This window comes from Marinobacter sp. (genome assembly GCF_044799475.1).
GTDB lineage: Bacteria > Pseudomonadota > Gammaproteobacteria > Pseudomonadales > Oleiphilaceae > Marinobacter.
This window is the reverse complement of sequence record NZ_CP085217.1, coordinates 1,047,296-1,065,856: the sequence shown is the minus strand read 5'-3', so window position 1 is coordinate 1,065,856 and position 18,561 is coordinate 1,047,296. Positions and strand designations below refer to the sequence as shown.

At 58.8% G+C, this 18,561-nt stretch carries 15 protein-coding genes; 5 read left to right on the top strand and 10 right to left on the bottom strand.

Features of this window, described 5'->3' with window-relative positions; genetic code table 11:
- Positions 1 to 1,035 (top strand): SPFH domain-containing protein, encoded by a 1,035-nt coding sequence (locus tag LG327_RS04885; protein ID WP_404366567.1) that lies wholly within the window; start codon positions 1 to 3, stop codon positions 1,033 to 1,035.
- A 23-nt stretch (positions 1,036 to 1,058) separates the two neighbouring features.
- Here the strand turns inward: LG327_RS04885 and yfbR are convergent, their stop codons facing one another.
- Both yfbR and LG327_RS04875 read right to left on the bottom strand, forming a co-directional pair.
- Complete coding sequence (yfbR, locus tag LG327_RS04880) at positions 1,059 to 1,652, bottom strand: 5'-deoxynucleotidase (RefSeq protein ID WP_404366564.1); 594 nt, start codon at positions 1,650 to 1,652, stop codon at positions 1,059 to 1,061.
- A 123-nt stretch (positions 1,653 to 1,775) separates the two neighbouring features.
- A complete protein-coding gene (locus LG327_RS04875) occupies positions 1,776 to 4,712 on the bottom strand; it encodes a DUF748 domain-containing protein (RefSeq protein ID WP_404366561.1) in 2,937 nt (978 codons plus the stop codon).
- A gap of 203 nt (positions 4,713 to 4,915) precedes the next feature.
- On the opposite strand from LG327_RS04875, the gene pdxH reads away from it, so the two are divergent.
- The 4 genes from pdxH (at position 4,916) to LG327_RS04855 (ending at position 7,458) form a co-directional block, all read left to right on the top strand.
- Complete coding sequence (gene pdxH / locus LG327_RS04870; protein ID WP_404366558.1) at positions 4,916 to 5,551, top strand: pyridoxamine 5'-phosphate oxidase; 636 nt, start codon at positions 4,916 to 4,918, stop codon at positions 5,549 to 5,551.
- A complete protein-coding gene (locus tag LG327_RS04865; protein WP_404366556.1) occupies positions 5,529 to 6,287 on the top strand; it encodes a 4'-phosphopantetheinyl transferase family protein in 759 nt (252 codons plus the stop codon). Before pdxH ends, LG327_RS04865 begins: the two co-directional genes overlap by 23 nt.
- On the top strand, positions 6,284 to 6,910 hold the full coding sequence (locus LG327_RS04860) for a DNA-3-methyladenine glycosylase I (RefSeq protein WP_404366553.1): 627 nt from the start codon (positions 6,284 to 6,286) through the stop codon (positions 6,908 to 6,910). The genes LG327_RS04865 and LG327_RS04860 overlap by 4 nt, the downstream gene beginning before the upstream one ends.
- 98 nt (positions 6,911 to 7,008) lie before the next feature.
- Positions 7,009 to 7,458: a DUF3429 domain-containing protein gene (locus LG327_RS04855; RefSeq protein WP_404366550.1), complete on the top strand. Its 450-nt coding sequence runs from the start codon at positions 7,009 to 7,011 to the stop codon at positions 7,456 to 7,458.
- Positions 7,459 to 7,466: 8 nt separating this feature from the next.
- Here LG327_RS04855 and LG327_RS04850 read toward each other — a convergent pair whose 3' ends face one another.
- The 8 genes from LG327_RS04850 to LG327_RS04815 all read right to left on the bottom strand — a co-directional run bounded on the left by LG327_RS04850 (position 7,467) and on the right by LG327_RS04815 (position 18,131).
- Positions 7,467 to 8,465, bottom strand: a complete 999-nt coding sequence (locus tag LG327_RS04850) for an RNA polymerase sigma factor RpoD/SigA (protein ID WP_404366547.1) — start codon at positions 8,463 to 8,465, stop codon at positions 7,467 to 7,469.
- Positions 8,466 to 8,634: 169 nt separating this feature from the next.
- The gene (locus tag LG327_RS04845) at positions 8,635 to 10,101 is read right to left on the bottom strand and encodes an aspartate kinase (RefSeq protein ID WP_404366544.1); all 1,467 of its coding nucleotides are present in this window, start codon (positions 10,099 to 10,101) and stop codon (positions 8,635 to 8,637) included.
- Positions 10,102 to 10,138: 37 nt separating this feature from the next.
- Positions 10,139 to 11,410 (bottom strand): diaminobutyrate--2-oxoglutarate transaminase, encoded by a 1,272-nt coding sequence (ectB, locus tag LG327_RS04840; RefSeq protein WP_404366541.1) that lies wholly within the window; start codon positions 11,408 to 11,410, stop codon positions 10,139 to 10,141.
- 155 nt (positions 11,411 to 11,565) lie between these two features.
- A complete protein-coding gene (gene ectA, locus LG327_RS04835) occupies positions 11,566 to 12,078 on the bottom strand; it encodes a diaminobutyrate acetyltransferase (protein ID WP_404366538.1) in 513 nt (170 codons plus the stop codon).
- 114 nt (positions 12,079 to 12,192) lie between these two features.
- Complete coding sequence (locus tag LG327_RS04830) at positions 12,193 to 13,101, bottom strand: hypothetical protein (RefSeq protein WP_404366536.1); 909 nt, start codon at positions 13,099 to 13,101, stop codon at positions 12,193 to 12,195.
- Positions 13,102 to 13,168: 67 nt separating this feature from the next.
- Positions 13,169 to 14,572 carry a sodium:solute symporter gene (locus tag LG327_RS04825; RefSeq protein WP_404366533.1) on the bottom strand — a complete coding sequence of 468 codons (1,404 nt, stop codon included), beginning with the start codon at positions 14,570 to 14,572 and terminating at the stop codon, positions 13,169 to 13,171.
- A gap of 238 nt (positions 14,573 to 14,810) precedes the next feature.
- Positions 14,811 to 15,812 carry a radical SAM protein gene (locus tag LG327_RS04820; RefSeq protein WP_404366530.1) on the bottom strand — a complete coding sequence of 334 codons (1,002 nt, stop codon included), beginning with the start codon at positions 15,810 to 15,812 and terminating at the stop codon, positions 14,811 to 14,813.
- 141 nt (positions 15,813 to 15,953) lie between these two features.
- Positions 15,954 to 18,131 (bottom strand): FAD-dependent oxidoreductase, encoded by a 2,178-nt coding sequence (locus tag LG327_RS04815; protein ID WP_404366527.1) that lies wholly within the window; start codon positions 18,129 to 18,131, stop codon positions 15,954 to 15,956.
- Positions 18,132 to 18,561 lie beyond the last annotated feature (430 nt).

Genomic DNA, 18,561 nt, shown 5'->3' with positions numbered 1-18,561 from the left:
ATGGAATCGTTCATGTCACCGGGGCTGGTTCTCAGCCTGATTTTTGTCGTTATCGGCATCCTGATCATTGCCAAGGGGCTGGTGATCATCCGCCAGTCCGAGGTGATGGTCATCGAACGCCTGGGCTCTTTCCACCGGGTGCTGGAGAGCGGCGTCAACATCATTGTGCCTTTTGTCGAACGGCCAAGAGCCATCACCATGATCCGCTACAGGAAAATGGGTGAGGACTACCACGCGGTAACCACCGACGAAATCCGCATCGACCGGCGTGAAACGGTCATGGACTTTCCCGGCCAGCCGGTGGTGACCACCGACAATGTTACGGTCACCATAAATGGCGCCCTGTACTACCAGATCATAGATCCGCGTCGGGCAATTTACGAAGTGGCCAACATGAGCCAGGCCGTGGAAGTCCTGGCCAAAACCACCCTGCGCTCCGTGGTGGGCAAGATGGAGCTGGACAAGCTGTTCGAGTCCCGCGCCGAGGTCAACAGTGCCATCCAGGCCGAAATGGAAGAGGCTGCATCCAAGTGGGGAGTGAAGCTCACCCGGGTTGAGGTGCAGGACATCAACATGCCGGAAGAAGTGGAAGAGGCGATGCGCCTGCAGATGGCCGCTGAAAGAAAGCGTCGCGCCACGGTTACAGAGGCCGAAGGCGAAAAGACCGCAGCCATCGCCATGGCCCAGGGCCAGCGGGAATCCGCCATTCTCAATGCCGAGGGCGACAAGCAATCAGCCATCCTGCGGGCCCAGGGCGAGCAGGAATCCATCAAACTGGTGCTGAACGCACTGGGTGATACCGAAGAAAACAAGCGCACGGTGGTGGGCTACCTGCTGGGCCAGAGCTACATCAAGGTGCTGCCCAACATGGCCAAAGACGGGGAGCGGGTGTTCGTGCCCTACGAATCCTCCGCCCTGCTGGGCTCGATGGGCATGTTCCGGGAGATGGCTGGCAATCCGGAAGATGTGGTGCGGCAATCACTCAGGAAGGATGGCCTGCGGGATGGCCTTGTAGCAGGCGCTGGCGGCGCCTGAGCCCGGAACCCCGCCGCTGAACTTCACTCCAGCAGGTGGTCCAGCGGCCTCTGATAGCTGGGGGCGAACACCTCAAGAAAATAAAGGACTTCCGGCAGGGCATCCTGCCGGATCCTGTTGTGAATCGTCGTGGCCGCAGGCTCGAACTCCTTGTTCCCTGCCTGAATTTCCGCCAGGCACTTGAGCCAGGCAGAAATCCGGTCGGCCGCCTTGATAATCTCTTTCATCTCCGCAGACCAGTCAGACTCCTGGATATAGGGCGCAAAATCCCCCCGCAGATCCTCAGGCAATAGCGCCAGCAGCTCATTCTCTGCCTGATGCTCAATGGCCCCGAAAGCCTCCCGCATCACCCTGGAGTGATACTTCACCGGCGTTGGCATGTCCCCGGTGATCACCTCCGTGGCGTCATGATAAAGGGCGGCCGTGGCCACCTGATCTGCATTGATGTCACCACCGAAGTGCCGGTTACGGATCAGCGACAGCGCATGTGCGATGGTGGCCACTTCCCAGGAATGGGTCGCCACATTTTCCTCAATCGCGTTGCGCATCAGCCCCCAGCGCCGGATCCAGCGCAGGCGGGCAATATAGGCAAAAAAATGGCTGGTTCGCCGGGTCATGGTTTATGGTCATCCTGTTTTGGCATTTCCAGGGTTGCGCCCCTGCTGTTGTACCGCCTTTAATGTGCCCTGCAAGTAGCAATCCACGTTTGCTGCATATCCACTCAGGCAATATCGGACAGCTCACCTTGTCCCCAGCTCGAACGGCACCCTGACCAGCCCCTGGTCGTCGTCCACCGCGGCGTCGAGGGCCGGGCTCCGCATGTACAACTGCTCGGAGGGAACCCCGTGGGTCTCAAGAAGACGACTCTGCAGCAACTGACCTCTTTTGCTGGCCAGTTCCCGCAGGGCATTGTCGGGCAGTGACCGGTCTTGAATCAGCTTTGAAATCAGCGCTTCCTGCCACTTTTCAGTCCGCCCGGAAGCTGATTCTGTCTGCGCTCTGAGCCTGTCCAGGGGCGGGCTCAGATCAGCGGCCTGATAAGCCTGCTCAAGGCGGCGTGCGCGCTCCTCGCTCGCCCCATCAGGCGCAATCTCCAGGTCGTCGAACAACTGCTGTCGCAGCAGCGCCGGCCGGTCAAGCTCAGGTGCCGCCCCGCCCCGGACATCCAGCGCCAGTTGTGGGCGTTTCGCGAGGGCCTCGGCGAGAGCCTCCAGCTTTCTGCTCTCATCGTCGCCCAGCTCGGCGATTCCCGGCCGGAAACCGACATTCCCCAGTTCCGGGCCGGTAATGCCCGCCAGATCCGCAACCGAGCCAAGCACGCTGAAAGGGGAAGTGGCCGCCTTGATCACAAGATTGGCGAAGGTACCCATGACCACCCGGGTGATCTGGAAATCGGGATCCGTCAGGTCCCCTTCCACCGGCAGATTGATGTCAATCCGGCCGTCTGAGTCCCGCAACAGGGCCAGCCCGAGCTTTATCGGCGCATTGATGCCTCCTCCACCGGGAGCCGCGCTGCCCAGTTCGAGTCGGTCCAGAACAATGTGATTGGTGGCGGTTATACGGGATCCTTTGAAGGTATAGTCCATCTCCAGCCCAAGCTTTCCACCGTCTACTCCGTAACCAAGAAACTGAGCAAAATAAGGGCTCAGAACCGGCAATCCGAGCTGTTTCAGGGTCAGTTTCAGGTTGCTGGTGGCCTCACTGCCAAGGGTGCCGAGGGTGCCTTCAACCTTCAGGTCACCAGCCTGGGCTACCCGCCCGGTCAGGTTCATCCGTCCTTCCTGTGGCGTGACGTTGCTGAGTCCGGACACGGATCCGCTCAGCTGATCCAGGCGGGTTTCAAAGTCCGGATCCACGGAAAAGTCTGCGTAATCGAGGGTGCCATTTTCCAGAACCACCTCCCCGATCCGGAAAATAAACCCGGGCGCTTCGTCCTGTTCCTGTTGCTGGTCCCGGGTTTCAGCATCCTCTGTCGCGGTGTCGTTGTCCTCACCGTCCTTCGTGATGGCTGCCAGATTCAGCGCTCCGTTTTCCGAGCGCTCAACCACCAGGCTGGGATCCCTGAGGGTGACCCTGCCAATCTCCAGCCGTGCTGGCGCAAGGTTGTACTCAATGGGATCAAGCCGGAGGGATTGCCAGGCCACCAGGGGCTCACCGCTGCCAATAGCTGACGCGTCCATGCCGGCAATTTCTCCCGCCCCGTTGAAGGTTCCGGTCATCGGATCCGTCTGGCCATCCAGGTCCAGGTCCCCTGCCAGAGTCAGGCTGCCGCCGCGCAGATCCAGTGCTGCGACTTCCTGCAGGTAGGGCTCGAAGCTGGCCAGCGCCAGATTATCCGCCGACAGGCCAGCTTCAAGAGTGAAGGGCGCCATGGTTAGCTGCCCCTGAGCCGTCATCCGGCCTTCGTCGGCCACAGCCAGGCTGGCCTTATAGCTCACTGGCTCGGCGAGTTCATGGCTGAGCCCGGAAACGCTCAGCCCCAGCTGGCTCAGGGTGATTTCCGCGGGCGTTGCCAGCGCAGCATCCCGCCATCGCAGGTTGCTCTCCTGCAGTTTTGCGGTCTCGACAGACCAGCGGAAGGGCTGTTCAGCGGCCTCTCCCTGATCCTCTTTCTGGCCCTGGTTTTCGTCTTTGGTGGTGGCAGGCGAGGGCACCAGGTTGATCCTGCCCTCGCTATCCCTGTTGACCAGCACGTCCGCCCCGGAAAAGTCCACCGCGCCCACAGCCAGGCTGCGGCCCCGGAAATCGTAATTGATGCTGTCCACCACAAGCCGGTCCAGTTGCACGGCGGGTGGATCCTCCTGCGCCCCGGTCGCCAACGCCAGATTCTCAACAGTGATCTGACCGTTGGAGGTGACCAGACGCAGGCCACCGTCCATTGAAATCACATAGTCGGATTCAATGGTCAGCCGACCCTCACGGAGCTGCCAGGGAAGAAAGCGGCCGGCAAAATGGGAGACAGTGGCGTGATCAATATTGGCAATACTCAGGCGACCCCTGGATACGAAGGGTGAAATATTCATTTCGCCCTTCCAGGCCAGGGTCTGCTCTCCGAGGGCGGCATTCAGGGTATAGCCGCTGTCTTCCGGACGGGAAAAGGTGGCCAGATCGTTCAGCGTCAGATCCAGCGATTCGATTTGGAAGCGCTCTTCCTCCCCCTGGCTGAAATCCCGCAGGAGAACATCGCCATTGTCGAGGCTGATGCGGCCAAAATAGAGGCGGGGACCATCCCCTTCAGTTTCAGAGGATGGCTCGTCGGCAGTTGCATCGTCGGGGTTGCTGGCGCGCCAGTCCCGGGCGAAGTTGAGGTCATAATCTTCCAGCAGATCCACCCTGACAAAGGGGCCTTCAAGCTCGACGACATCCAGCGATATGACTCCACGAAACAGCTGAAGGAAGCCAAGGTCCACATGGAAGCGGTCAAATTCCAGCACTCGATCACCAGCCCGGTCCTCGGCTGCAAGGCCTTCCAGGTCGAGAGTCATGGTGAAGGGATTGAATGTCACCTGGTTGACCGAGGCCGACCAGCCCAGGTGCTGCTCCAGACGGTCAGGCAGTGCCCGTTCCAGCCACCAGGGTAAAAGGATAAAACCCGCGAGGGCGTAGAGCACCAGTAACAGCAATAACCAGAACGTCCATCTCTTGTGTACTGGTTTACCCGCGGCAGGTTTCGCCATAATCACGCTCCTTGGCCGGACCTGGTGGCGCCCGGGAGTTAAAGAATATCGGTCAAGGATAGACGGCCGAGGGGCCTTTTGTCATGGCGGTGGCCGGATTGCGCGTCCGGGGCCGCCGCCTGGCCCGCATACCGTTTGTAGTGATGAATCCGTATGATGATACCAGCACGCTTTCCGCAACCAGAAACCAGAGGGTGAGTTTCATGGACATCAGCGATATGCGGCGGGACTTCGAGAGTGAAGGTCTCGACCGGGATGCTCTCGACCCGGAGCCCAGCCGGCAGTTTGAAATCTGGTTTGAAGAAGCCCGCCTGGCGGGTATTCTGGAGCCCAACGCCATGTCCCTCGCCACCACGGGAGCAGATGGCCTGCCGAACCTGAGAACAGTCCTGCTCAAGTATTTTGACGATCGCGGGTTCGTGTTCTACACCAATTACGGCAGCCGCAAGGCCCGGGAGCTTGCTGAGAATCCAAGAGCCGCACTGCTTTTCCCATGGATTGGTCTGAACCGGCAGGTGATCATCCAGGGCCTGGTAGAGAAAGTCAGCAAGGCCGAGTCACTGAGATATTTTTCCTCCCGCCCGCGGGGCAGTCAGATTGGGGCCTGGGTGTCGGACCAGAGCCGTGTCATTTCCTCAAGAGGCCTGCTGGAACAGAAAGTCGCCGAAATAAAGCGCAAATTCGGCGAGGGCGAAATCCCCCTGCCATCTTTCTGGGGCGGCTACCGGGTGGTTCCGCAGCGGATTGAGTTCTGGCAGGGGCGGCCAAGCCGGTTGCATGACCGTTTTGAATACCTGAGGCAGGACAATGACTGGCATGTCCAGCGACTACAGCCCTGAGATGCCCGTTTCGATCTGGCTGAGTCGCGCACCGGCCGCGCCGGACTGGAATGAGCTCTGCCGCTGCCTGAGCGGCCCGGAGCAGGCCTGGATGAAGAAGCTGGGGCCCAACCGGCAGCTGGAATACTGCCATAGCCGCTGGCTGCTACGGCAGGCCCTGGCTGGTGCCACGGGCACGCCGGCCAACCTGTGCCATCCGGTGGCAGGGCGCCCTGTCCAGTCGGCGGTGCCTGGTGGATGGGGCCTTTCACTAAGTCACAGCCATGGCATTGCCGCCTGTGCCGTCGCCCGCGGCAGCTCTGTAGGGGTGGATATGGAGCCGGCGGACCGGCGCGCCGACTGGCGCAGGGTGGTAAGGCGCTGGTTTTCGCCCACCGAGCAGGAATGGCTGCTGGCCTCCGACAGCCGGACAGATTTTTTGCGGGTCTGGACCCTGAAGGAAGCCTGGCTGAAGGCCACCAGACGCGGCATTGCAGGCAATCTGCAGACGCTCAATGTGGCTGCCGATGGTTCACTGACCGGCGACCAGAACAATCACCCCTGGCACGCCTGCGCAGGGGAGGCCAGCGAGCTGACTCTCGCCATTGTCCATGACTGCATGACTGGGCCCGGGACGGCTCCCGGGGTCTTCTGGCTACCACCCCCTGATCGTGAAAAAAAAAGGAGGGCCGGGAAAGACTGCGTCCGGGTCAACTGGTGGACCTGCACCGAAATCGGACAGGGGGAGCCCCGGTGAGCGGTAGTGGACAAAACACTGCAGGCGTCCGCTGCGGATGGTGCGGGACGGATCCACTCTACCAGGCCTACCACGATCAGGTGTGGGGACGCCCCCAGTACGATGATCTGGCGCTGTTTGAAAAGCTGTGCCTCGATGGCCAGCAGGCGGGACTCAGCTGGCTGACGATTCTGCGTAAACAGCACAACTATCGTGAAGCCTACGATTGCTTTCAGCCGGAGATCATCGTCCGGTACGACGAGGAGCGGATCCAGGAGCTGCTGGCGAACCCGGGGATCGTACGTAACCGCTTGAAAATAGAGTCCATCATACGAAACGCCCGGGGGTTTCTTGCCCTCCAGGAAGAGGGCCTGTCCTTCAGCACATTTCTCTGGTCCTTTGTTGGAGGAGAACCCCGGCAGAACACCTGGAAAACCCTGACGGAGGTTCCCGTCTACACTCCCGAAGCGCAGGCCATGTCAAAGGCTCTGCGCCGTCGGGGTTTCAATTTCGTCGGCCCCACCATCGTGTACGCATTCATGCAGGCGGCCGGCATGGTCAACGACCATCTCGTGACATGCCCTTCCTACCGTCCCTGCCGGGCGCTCGCAAGTCAGCCAGGCGATTCCCCGGCACCCCTCTGACCCTCGGGTTGATCCTGAATCCATAGCCCGTCGTATTGGCTTCCATCAATACAGAATCGGAGTGGCAAGACGGTGAAGACAACCCAGGGGCAGGAAACATGATCGCTGTTGCAAGGCTGGCCATCGCCATTGGCCTCGCGGGCCTCGTGCCCTTCATTCTGGGGACATGTGCGCTGCTCATATGGCCCGAATACAGTCCTGTTACGGTGGGCTATTTCTATCTTTACAGTGCTGGCATTCTCGCCTTCATGGCTGGAGTCTACTGGCCCATCGCACTGCAACTGGAAAACCGCTGCTACCCGCTGTCCCCCCTGTACACCATGTTGATAAGCCAGCTGTTTTTCCTTACGGCGGGTATTGCCCTGCTGCTACCACTAACGGCCCAGATGATTATCTATCCAGTCGCGTTTCTCGGGCTTTATATTGTGGATGCACGATGGATGCGGCCCTACTGGCCCGGATGGTACCTCAATCTCCGGCTGACGCTGACAGCCGTCGCCATTGCCACCCAGGTAATTACAGCTGCCTGGCTGGTAATGGCACACTGATCAGGGTTTCAGTTTCCCACCAGATCTCCGAGCCCGGCATATTGCTCTTTCAACCTTGCCAGAGCGGTTTTCTCTATCTGGCGCACCCGCTCCCGACTGATACCCATATCATCGGAAATGACCTGAAGTGTTTCCGGTTCACGACGGTCAAGACCGTAACGCCGCGACAGCACCAGTTGCTCCCGCTCATTCAGGTTTTCCAGAATGCTGTCCAGCAGGCGCCGCCGATCCCTGGGAGCGAGAGCCTCCTCGGGCGCCTGCTCCATTCCCAGGGTCAACGCATCGCCTACAACCAGGCTGCCATCGTCGCTGGCCGGAGCCTCGGTTGACACCTCGCTGCCACCGAAGGAAAGCAGCTCGCCGAGGCGGCCGGGCGATACCTCCAGCTCACGTGCCAATTCGCTCTGCCGCGGCATCCGTCCAAGTTCCCTGTGCATTTTCAGAGTTGTATTCTGCAGGGCGCGCAGTTCGTCCACGATGTGATCCGGGGTTCTGACTACCCGCCGACCCCGCTTCAGGCACCGCTTTACTTCTTCACTGATCCACCAGTACGCATAGGTGGAGAAGCGGAAGCCCTTGCCCGGGTCAAACCGCTCTACGGCCTTGATCAGACCCACATTGCCATCCTGGATGAGATCCGGCATGCCCACACCCCGGTTGGAGTGGCGGCGGGCGATATGAACGGCGAGACGGAGATTGCTCTGTATCAGCAGCTCCCGACTTGCCCGAATGAGCCGCCACGCTTTCTTCGCACGCCGGCTTTTCATATCCGACTCGCTCAGGGTTCCGAGAATATCCCGGATGGTGCGGGGGACCTCCTCCCCCAGCTGCTGCTCGGCAGCAATGATTTCAAGGCAGCGCACAAGGCGCTCACCGAGCCGGCGTTCTCCCCGCTCGGTGAGAAGATTGTGCCGGGAGGCATCCCGGAAGTAGTGCCCGACGAGGGATTCAGGGTCATTACCCTGACCGTTGGTTGGGGGGTCAACCCGCTGTTGAAGATCACTCATGGCGCTGCTCCCGTCTCCAGAAATATTGACAGGAAATACGGCAAAAAGCTGATGGCGGATTGCACGAAAAGAAACTGCTGAGAGCTGTTGCTACGCTGGAGGCGGGGCGCGCGGTCAAAGGCGAAAAAATGGCAAAACGGGCCCCGGGGGCCCGCTTCTGCTCGCCCTGTCAGGCTGCGACTATTGCATATTCGTGCTTGTGGGGCTCAATAAGGATCTCGTGCAACCTGGTGATTGCCTTTTTGTAGTGATCCTCCTCAACCACGAACTGCATGTCCACCTGCCTCAGGGACTGATGAATGGCCAGGATGCTTATATCCTCATCAGCCAGCGCCTGCACCGTCTTGGCCAGCATGCCCCGAACGTGCATGTCGCTACCTATGGCCGAAACCAGAGCCACTTTCCGGGTGTTTATTTCCGCATTCGGAAACTCTTCCTTCAATGCCCGGACTACCCGCTTCACATGTTTGAGTGTGCTATCCACGTAATGGGTAATGGTGTTTGCGTTGGTGTCCTTGGTCACGAACCGGATTTTGTGACGGGCAAGCACGTCAAGGATCCGGCGGTCATAGGCGGGTTCACCCTGCATGTCCTGGTCGAACACCTCGATGGCAAATACACCTTTGTGACCGGCAATAATCTCAACCCTCGGCTTTTCACTGATGTAATCACGGGTAATGAGGGTGCCCGTGTGTTCCGGATCAAAAGTGTTTTTCACCCTTAAGGGTATGTCATTCTGACGGAGGCCCTTGGCTGCCCTTGGGTGAATCGCTTCCATGCCCAGGTTGGCGAGCTGGTCGGCAACGTCGTAGTTGGTCCGGCCGATGGGCACAACCTTGTCCTCACCCACGATTTTGGGATCCGCGGAACTGAGGTGATATTCCTTGTGAATAACCGCTTCCGCCGCCTCGGTGATCACAGCAATACGGCTGAATGTCATTTCGCTGTAACCCCGGTCAAACGTCCGCATCAGGCCTTCCTTGCACTGGGCGTAGCCGGTAACAATCGCCAGCTCGCGGGTCAGGTCGATGGGATCAAAGGCCTGCTTCAGCTTCTCGTCCAGAGGCAGTAGCTCATTGTCGCGCCAGCCGGTCAGATCGATAAACCGGGCATTGACGCCCTCGTGCTGAAGCTTGAGTGTCGTGTTGAAAGCGCTGTGGGCTTCGCCGATGCCTGCCAGCATTTCCCTGACCGTCAGAAGATGCTCTTCAAGCTGGAACTGGCCGTAGGAACACAGGCGCTGGAGATCGATCAGGCAACCCCGGACACCTTCCACCCGGTCGGTAATGAACTGGTCGGCCTGCTGCTTGAGCATTGCATCGTCGAAGAGCTCACCGTTCAGGTCAGTCAGGAATTTCACCAGTTTGGTGAGATCATCTCCCCATGCCCAGTCCGATTCCGCATCGGCGAACAGGGCATAGACCCCGGGTTCACCGGTCTTCTTGTGCTCAAGGAGTTCATCGGTAACCCCGGCGTAGGCCGAAACCACAAAAATGCGATTATAGAGTTCGTCTTTTTCCCGGTTTCCCAGAATGATGTTGTCGCGAACGGCCTCGTAATTCGCCATCGAGGTCCCACCGATCTTTTCTACGGTGTGCTGTCTGGTCTGTTGCTGAGTCTGCTGTTGGCTAGTCATAGTCTTGTCTTCGGTCGCATTGAATTTGGGAGCCCTCTCAAGACGCCTGACTCATTTCGTCCTTCATGATTTCATTTACGCTTTCGGTCAGCAAGTCCAGCCCCCTGTTCAGGTCGTCTTCAGTGATGGTCAGCGGCATGAGGCACTTGACTACCTCATCATCCGGCCCGGCCGTTTCGATGATCAGGCCCTTTTCAAAGGCGAGACTGGTGATCCTGTCCGCCAGTCCGCCGCTGCTGCAGGCGATGCCCTGCATCATTCCACGGCCTTTCAGGCGGAACTGGTTCGGTCCGTACTGGTCGCAGATGGCCTTCAGCCGTCTGCCAAGAATGTCGCTTTTCTTTCTGACGTCACTGACGAAGGCATCATCCTGCCAGTAGGTCTCAATGGCCGTTCTGGCGGTAATAAAGGCCATGTTGTTGCCGCGAAAAGTGCCGTTATGCTCACCCGGGTTCCAGATGTCCAGTTCCGGCTTGAGCAGAACCAGCGCCATGGGCAGGCCGTAGCCACTCAGTGACTTGGAGACGGTGACTATGTCCGGAACTATGCCGGCAGCTTCAAAGCTGAAGAAATCGCCGGACCGGCCATTACCAGCCTGGATATCATCGAGAATCAGCAGGATGTCGTGCTTTTTACACAGCTGTTCAAGATCTTTCAGCCAGGTCGCACTGGCGGCATTCAGGCCGCCCTCGCCCTGAACGGCCTCGACAATAACGGCGGCCGGCAGATCCGTACCAGAGGAGTTGTCGCTCAGCAGCTTGTCCATCATCTTGATGGTATCGATATCCTTGCCGTAATAGCCGCAGTAAGGCATGAACTCCACGCTGCTCAGCGGCACGCCGGCACCGCCCCGGTGGTTCTTGTTACCAGTGGCGGCAACGGCACCGAGTGAGACACCATGAAAGCCATTGGTAAAGGAGATGATGCCATCGCGGCCCTTGACCTTCCGGGCCAGCTTGAGCGCCGCTTCCACGCAGTTGGTGCCGGTGGGGCCAGTGAACTGCATTTTGTAGTCCAGGCCGCGGGGTTTGAGAATCAGGTTCTGATAGCTCTCAATGAAGTCCTGCTTGGCTGTTGTCCAGAGATCCAGCCCCTGGCTGACGCCGTCATTTTCTATGTACTCGATCAGCGCTTTTTTCAGTATATCGTTGTTGTGGCCGTAGTTCAGGGAGCCTGCGCCGGCGAGAAAGTCGAGATATTCGGTACCGTCCTGAGCATACAGGTGTGCATTCTTGGCCCGGTTAAAGATCATCGGGAAGGCACGGGAGTAGACACGTACCTGGGATTCAGTCGCTTTCAGAAATTCCATCGTTTTGCCTCTTGGCATTCAGGTTTTGAGGGGAGTGCGGGGAAGCTGCGGCCGGATTCATGGCGGGCCGGCTCCGCGCGTCAACATAGGCCGGAATGTGGGTGGCTCCTCAAGCTCGCCCACAGGCCTCAAATAACAAGCGGTTACAACCCGGATCAGGTCTTTTTTAACGGACCTATCCGCAGCAGAAATTCGGAATCGTGCTTGCCGCCGAAATGCTTTTCTTTCTCGAAGTGCAGGTGGGACGTCAGTTCTGCGTCCATATCCCGGGCGAATGAGCGGAACAGTGCCCAGGATGCTTCATTGTCTTCCGTGATGGTGGTTTCCATATGAGTCACGTTGCGGCAGGCATCCCGCGCTACAATCTCTTTCAGCATCCGCTTGGCCAGGCCCTGGCCGCGGCCTTTTTCGTGGACGGCCACCTGCCAGACAAAGACGGTGTCGGACTGCAAGGGTGGGATATAGCCGGAGATAAAGCCAACCAGATCGCCGTCTATCTCCGCGGCCACGCCGGTTTCGGCAAAATGGCTACACTGCAGGAGGTTGCAGTAAATCGAATTGGGGTCCAGAGGCGGGCATTCTGCTACCAGCTGATGAAGCCTGTATCCATCGTCTTTCACTGGTTTACGCAACTGAATGTCGCTGGAATCCGAGCCTTTATTTGTCATGGTTGGTCAATTTTCCTCCAAAAGTTGGACTTAAATTATATAGACCACAAAATAAAAATCAACTGCAGGTCCGGCCCGCATCCCGGGACCAGAGGGTTTCCGGCCTCTTCCAGGCTAGGTTCCGAGCGTTCCGCAGGGGCTCTGACGCAAATCGCCGGCGACCAGACCCGTACCGGAAATGATACGCTGGCGATATGACAGTTCTGCGTCCGAACCAGGCGGCCAGAGCCGATCAAACAGCTCAAGCCAGCCTGCCAGATCGAATGTTACCGATTCCAGCGACAGCTTCATGCTGCCCAGTTGATGCTCCACCACGGGAGTCTGAAGGGATGGGTGAGCACTCAGGCGGGTAATCAGACCACGCCCGTCGTCCTGCAGATTACCCATGCCGGCAGACCCGTTGTTCATGAACAGGCGGCGCTGGCCATCTACCTCACCGGACCAGGTAACTGGCAGACAGGTGTGAGTGCTCGCAATGACGTCGGCACCGGTACGTCTGAACCAGTCCGCCAGTTGTCTGTTACCCGAAGCCAGCAGCGATTCCCGGGACAGGCCCCAGCCCGCCAGCGATTCCGGGTCGCCATGCAGCACCAAAACCTTTAGGCCACCAAGTATCAGGCTTCGCCAGCGCGGCAGTTGCCGCAACTGCCCCTGAACCCCGCCGTGGCGTCCCGCCACTTTCTGCAACTGGCCCATAATGCGATTGGAGCGTTCCACCACCGCCTCTTCCACGAACTCCGGATAGGCGCAGCCGCAACCAGCCTCCGGGCTAGGAGTGGCCAGCTCATATTCCACATTGCCAAGCATGGCATCATATTTCAGAATCCGGCAGTTTATCGCAGTGAAGAGTTCATCATCGGCGTTGAACCAGTTGAAATCCCCATTGAACAGAATCCGCACCGAACGGCCGGCGGCCCGCTCCCCGGCGGCCATGGCTTCTATTTCGTCCAGCGCAAAGGGGTTGCCGTAAAGGCCACCCACGAGGTACACCACGTCATCCGGCCACTCTTCCGGGCTTTTCATTAGAACTTCCGGCCGGTAGCGGTAATGAATGGGGCAGCTGCGGCCCTCGGCTCCCTGACCTCCCATTTCAGGCCCGCCCCACAGCGGCGGAACGCCCCGCCAGACGCCGCAGAGCCAGCGGCAGGAAAAAGCCTGCAGAGCAGATCAGGAAGCCCCAGGCATTGACTCCCAGCAGACCGGCATAATTGCCTTCGCCGATATGCCAGCTCTGGGGGATAAGACCTGTGGCCAGCAGGAGGCCCAGGGCAATGCCTGTCCAGAAGCTCAGATGGAAGCTCCAGGGGGACCAGCGGGTAAAGCCGTAAAAGAGGAATACGGGGGCAAGTCCCATAACCATGGTGCCGGAGATGGTGGTGGCCTTGAGGATGTCGGTGCCGGCGAACATGGGCAGGTTGCCCAGGATGGCAAATATGACCATGACCACCGCGCCGACTCTTACGCTGGGCATTCTTCCCGACGTCCGGCGGATGAGCTGGGGCATGTCGATAGCGAGAGACTTGGACAGGGAGCTGAAAGTGGAATCAAGGGTTGAACCGGCCGAGGTCATCATCACCACACTCATGAAGAAAAGCGCAGCCAGGCCGAGAGACTGGCCCACGGCAGCCGGCGCGTTGCCGGCAACGGCGATGTCGTTGAGCTGGGCATGCACACCGACCAGGCTGAATATGAAGACTGCTACAAAACCAAGCAGGCCGGCGACCACAAAGCTTTTCAGCATGGTCTTTTCTTTATTCACGAAGCCCCGGTCGGTCAGCACCGGATCATGGAAGGGGTAGCTGAACAGCTGCAGCCCGGCCACCAGCAACAGGTCCATGCCGGCCTCAAGCCTGAACTCCCCGGCATTGGCCAGGGCGCTGACGTCGTTGGCGGGTATGATCAGAAAGAGCACGGCGCCGACGAAGAATACAAAGACTACAGCCTGGATGACGTCGGTGAATATGGAACTGCGCAGTCCGCCTTTGAGGCTGTAGGCCAGGGTAAAGGCGGTGAAAAGCATGGCGGCGGTGTAGTACTCCCACTCGCCGGGAAGACCGAAGTAGCCGCCAACGACGGCGGTGTTGCTCCAGACTTCGTTGTACAGGCGGATGAGAATGGCGGCGGCGAAGCTCAGGGATGCCATGCGTCCAAAACGGGAGGTCAGGAAGTTCTGCAGGCTACTGGCGCCGGTCTGGATGCGGATCAGGTAGATGATGTAGCCGGCGACGGGGATGGAGAGCCAGTAGGTGGCGTAGGCAAGCCCCCCGACGACTCCGTAGGCGGCACCAAGATTGGCGGCGTTGGTGACGGATTTGGCGAATATCCAGCTGATGAAGATGCTGGCGGTGAGTGACCACTGACCAACCGGGTTACCTTTGTCGTCTGCGCCCCGGTAAAAAGAGGCGGCGTTTTTGCTGCGGGGTGACAGGGCGTACATGACGACGCCGTAGACCACCAGAAATCCCCAGAAGAGGGCAGCTTCAGTGAATGGCATTTTTCCCTTTTCTCCGTTTTTGAAAGGCCACTCAGGCCCGCTTGTTCTGTGAAGTCAGCCGGGCTTTTTAAAAGGCCTCTGGTATCTGACTGGGTGGAAGTGGCAGTGGGCAGGCTTTCCGGAAACCGTGAGTGGCCAGGGATGGCCATGCCCGAGCCCTACAGGGATGTATTTACGGGCGTGTTTCCGGAAAGCCTGCCCACCGCTTGCCAGCCTCCCAAGTCAGACAAACACACTATCAAACAGGAGCCGAACAGCTTGCCCCAAACCGGTAACAGGAAAAGCACCTGTGGTGCCGCAGCATGATTCTTTCATCCATGCTTTCTTTCAGCGTACCGCCCAGGTCGTACTCCGGATCGTCGTCCACCAGGGTGCAGGCATAAACCCGGACCTTGTCGCCCTTTTTCACCAGCATGCGGGTGTACGTACACATGAAATGGGAGCGGCTCTGTTCCGTCGGGTACTTTTCCATGCAGGCTTCGGTAATTTCCGGGCTGCCATCCTCTGAACCAGGTGTGCCCAGATCCGGAAAGGCAGTAAAGGCCAGGGTTTCGGGAATACCCCATTCACGGAAAATGGCCCGAAATGCATCCTCCACTTTGGACGGAATTTCGTCGTCGTCCGTCTGCCGTGCAATCGACACCTTGAAGCCCTGATCGTGCAACCACCGGATGCCTTCCAGTGCCTTGTCGAAACTGCCTTCACCCCTGTCTTTGTCGTGCCGGGCGGCATCCGGGTAATCCAGACTGACCCGGAAATGGACGGGATAAGGATTGTTTAGCAGTGGCAGCACCTGATGGGTACGCTTCAGCAGGGGATCCGTGGCGTTGGTGAGCACGAAACAGGGCCGGTACTGGCTGGCATAATCGAGAATATTGACGAAGTCCCTGATCACAAATGGCTCGCCGCCAGTGAAGGAGAACTGTTCCACCCCCATGCCCAGGGCTTCGTGGATAAACGGTTTGACGTCCGACAGCTTCATGCCAGGTATGCGGCCGTCGCCAGGATGCGAGCCCTCAAGACAGAAGGGGCAAGCCAGGTTGCAGGCTGTACCCGTGTGAATCCAGAGCTCCTGAAGCTGCACCGCGTCGATATAACCGCGGGGGTCGCCAGCTCGGGTATGGGTCCAACTGTCCACTGCCCGCGGCGTGACCACTTCAACGACCGGGATCTGGCGGCCGGGCTTCCGGCGGACAGCCCCCCCTGCGATAACCAACTCATTCGGTAGATCAAAAGCCATATCTGCTCCGTCGAATCTGTTCATTCGCCCCGCTGGAGGGGTGCATGCATTTATCTCGAGACATCATTACGCGCTCAGTCATAGTTCAGGAACTCGATATCCGCGCCCTTTACTACCAGGCGCTGGGCGTTACTCCCTCGCTCAACCTGCCGAGGTCACTGAAGAGGAGCTGCCGCGGCGCCAGCCATGGAATTTCTCCAGCAGGCGGAGAATCCCCTGAGGTGCGTTGGCCCGCTTCCACTCCCCAGCGGTGAACTTGGCGGCCTCATTCCAGGTTGGATAAGGGTGCACAGTGCCCAGAATCTTGTTGAGGCCCAGGCCGTGCTTCATGGCCAGAGTGAACTCCGCGAGTATTTCTCCCCCGTTGTGACCAACCACAACCGCTCCGAGAATTCTGTCCTTGCCCGGCGGGGTCAGCACCTTGATGAAACCGGACGTATGGCTTTCAGCGATTGCCCGGTCGAGTTCTCCCAGGTCATACCGGGTCACCTCGACTTCAACACCTTGCTGTTCCGCCTCCTCTTCACTGAGACCGACCCTCGCCACTTCCGGCTGAGTGAACGTCACCCATGGTAGAACCCGGTAGTCCACCTTGAACCGCCTGAAGTTGCCGAACAGTCCGTTCACCGAGGCATACCAGGCCTGATGGGCCGCAGCGTGGGTGAACTGGTAAGGCCCCGCTACGTCGCCACAGGCGAAGATATTGGGGTATCTGACGCTCATATCCTCCTCAGTGGGCAAAGTGCCGTCCCGCTCTGGTTCTATTCCAAGGACCTCAAGATTCAGCGATCTGGTGTTGGCAGCGCGCCCGACAGCGACCAGCACCCGGTCAAAAGGAATACGCACCTGCTCTCCTTTGTGCTCACAGTAGGCCACTTTTTCACCGTTTTCTTCGGTGAACCCGGAGGCCTTGTGATTAAGCAGCACCTGAATGCCTTCGCACTGGAACTGCTCGAGCACCACCTTTGCCACGTCCGGATCCTCCTTGCTCAGCAGCCGGCTCCCCATTTCGACCTGAGTCACGCTGGTTCCCAGTCGATGAAACGCCTGACTGAGTTCACAACCAATGGGGCCACCGCCCAGCACGAGCAGACGCTCTGGCTGCTCGTGCAGATCCCACAGGTTTTCGGAAGTCAGCGGATCCATGTCTTTCAGGCCGGGAATGGGGGGCACTGCCGGCTTGCCGCCGGTGGCGACAATGATGGCGCGGGCGGACAGACGTTCGCGCCTGCCATCGCTGTGCACAACGTCCAGCTCCCAGGGTGATGCAAAGCTGGCCTCGCCGGAGATGCAATCAACACCAAGTTTCCGGTACCGCTCGGGAGAATCGTGAGGTTCGATCTCTGCAATGATGCGTTTGACCCGGTCCATGATGGTCCGGAAAGAACCTTTCACTTCAACTGTCTCCAGTCCGTAGCGGTCGGCGTGGCGCATGGTTTCAGCCACTTTGGCGCTCTGGATGATGGCCTTGGAAGGCACGCAGCCGGTGTTGAGGCAGTCGCCGCCCATTCTGTCACGCTCGATCAACGCCACTTTGGCTTTGACTGCAGCCGCTATGTAGGCGGAGACCAGGCCGGCAGAGCCGCCGCCAATCACCAGCAGGTTGTAATCGAAGTGTTTGGGCTTCTCGAATTTCCCGTAGAGCCTGGCTCGGCGCAGGATGCCCACAATGACCTTGGCGATCAACGGGAACAGCCCAAGCAGTACAAATGCCAGAAGCACATCCGCTGACATGATGTCCCCCACTGCATCAATCTGAGCCAGTTGCGTCCCGGCGTTCACATAGACAAAGGTTCCCGGAATCATGGCCAGCCAGCTCACCAGGGCATAGGTGCGCAGCTTCATGCCGGTCAGGCCCATGGCGAGATTGATCAGAAAGAAGGGAAATACCGGAACCAGACGAAGCGTGGCAAGATAGAAGGCCCCATCCTTTTTTATACCCTTGTCCATTCGCTCCACGGTCTTCCGGTAACGCTTCCTGAGGGTGTCCCTGAGGAGAAAACGCGCCGCCAGAAAGGCCAGGGATGCGCCAATGGTTGAAGCCACCGAGGCGGCGAGAAGACCGGCGAAAATGCCGAAAAACGCGCCTGCTGCCAGGGTCATTATGGCGGCGCCAGGCAACGAAAGGGCAGTTACCACGATGTATACGGAAATAAACCCCAGCAGCGCGGTGGTTGTGTTGGCTGCAATCCACTGGTCGATGGCGGCCTGATGACGCTGAAGATTTTCAAGGGTGAGCATCTCATGACCGTCGAGTCCTATGAAGACGGCGACCGCGGCAAGGATTACCGCGATGATAATCATTTTTTGTCGGTTCATTTCGCTGACCCGTACTGAATGGTGGATTAAATGTTGGATTAATTGTCCCTGCTGGACACCTTAAATACCGGAAAGTTACAGGACTGCACGGAATCGGATCTGGGAGCTTCTTCTGGCCGCTGCTCTTCTGACCACTGGCCGGCCGGAGGAAAAGATTCCGGCCACTCCATCTTACGCCCCCGAGGAGCATCTGGTTAAAAACGATAAGCATTCTCCGGATTCTGAACTACGCTTGTTTATCAGATCCCTGGATTTAACGGTCCGGATGGCATGTTGTAGTACGGCCACAGGCGCGGGGTTCCAGATTCCTTACGCAGGCCGGCCTGCACCAGCCTGGAATTAGTGCCCGGAATGATGGCATCATTTGCTTCCGGGACCGATCGTAAATCCAGGATCTTTTATAAAAATCAGAGATCTGAAAGGCCTGGCT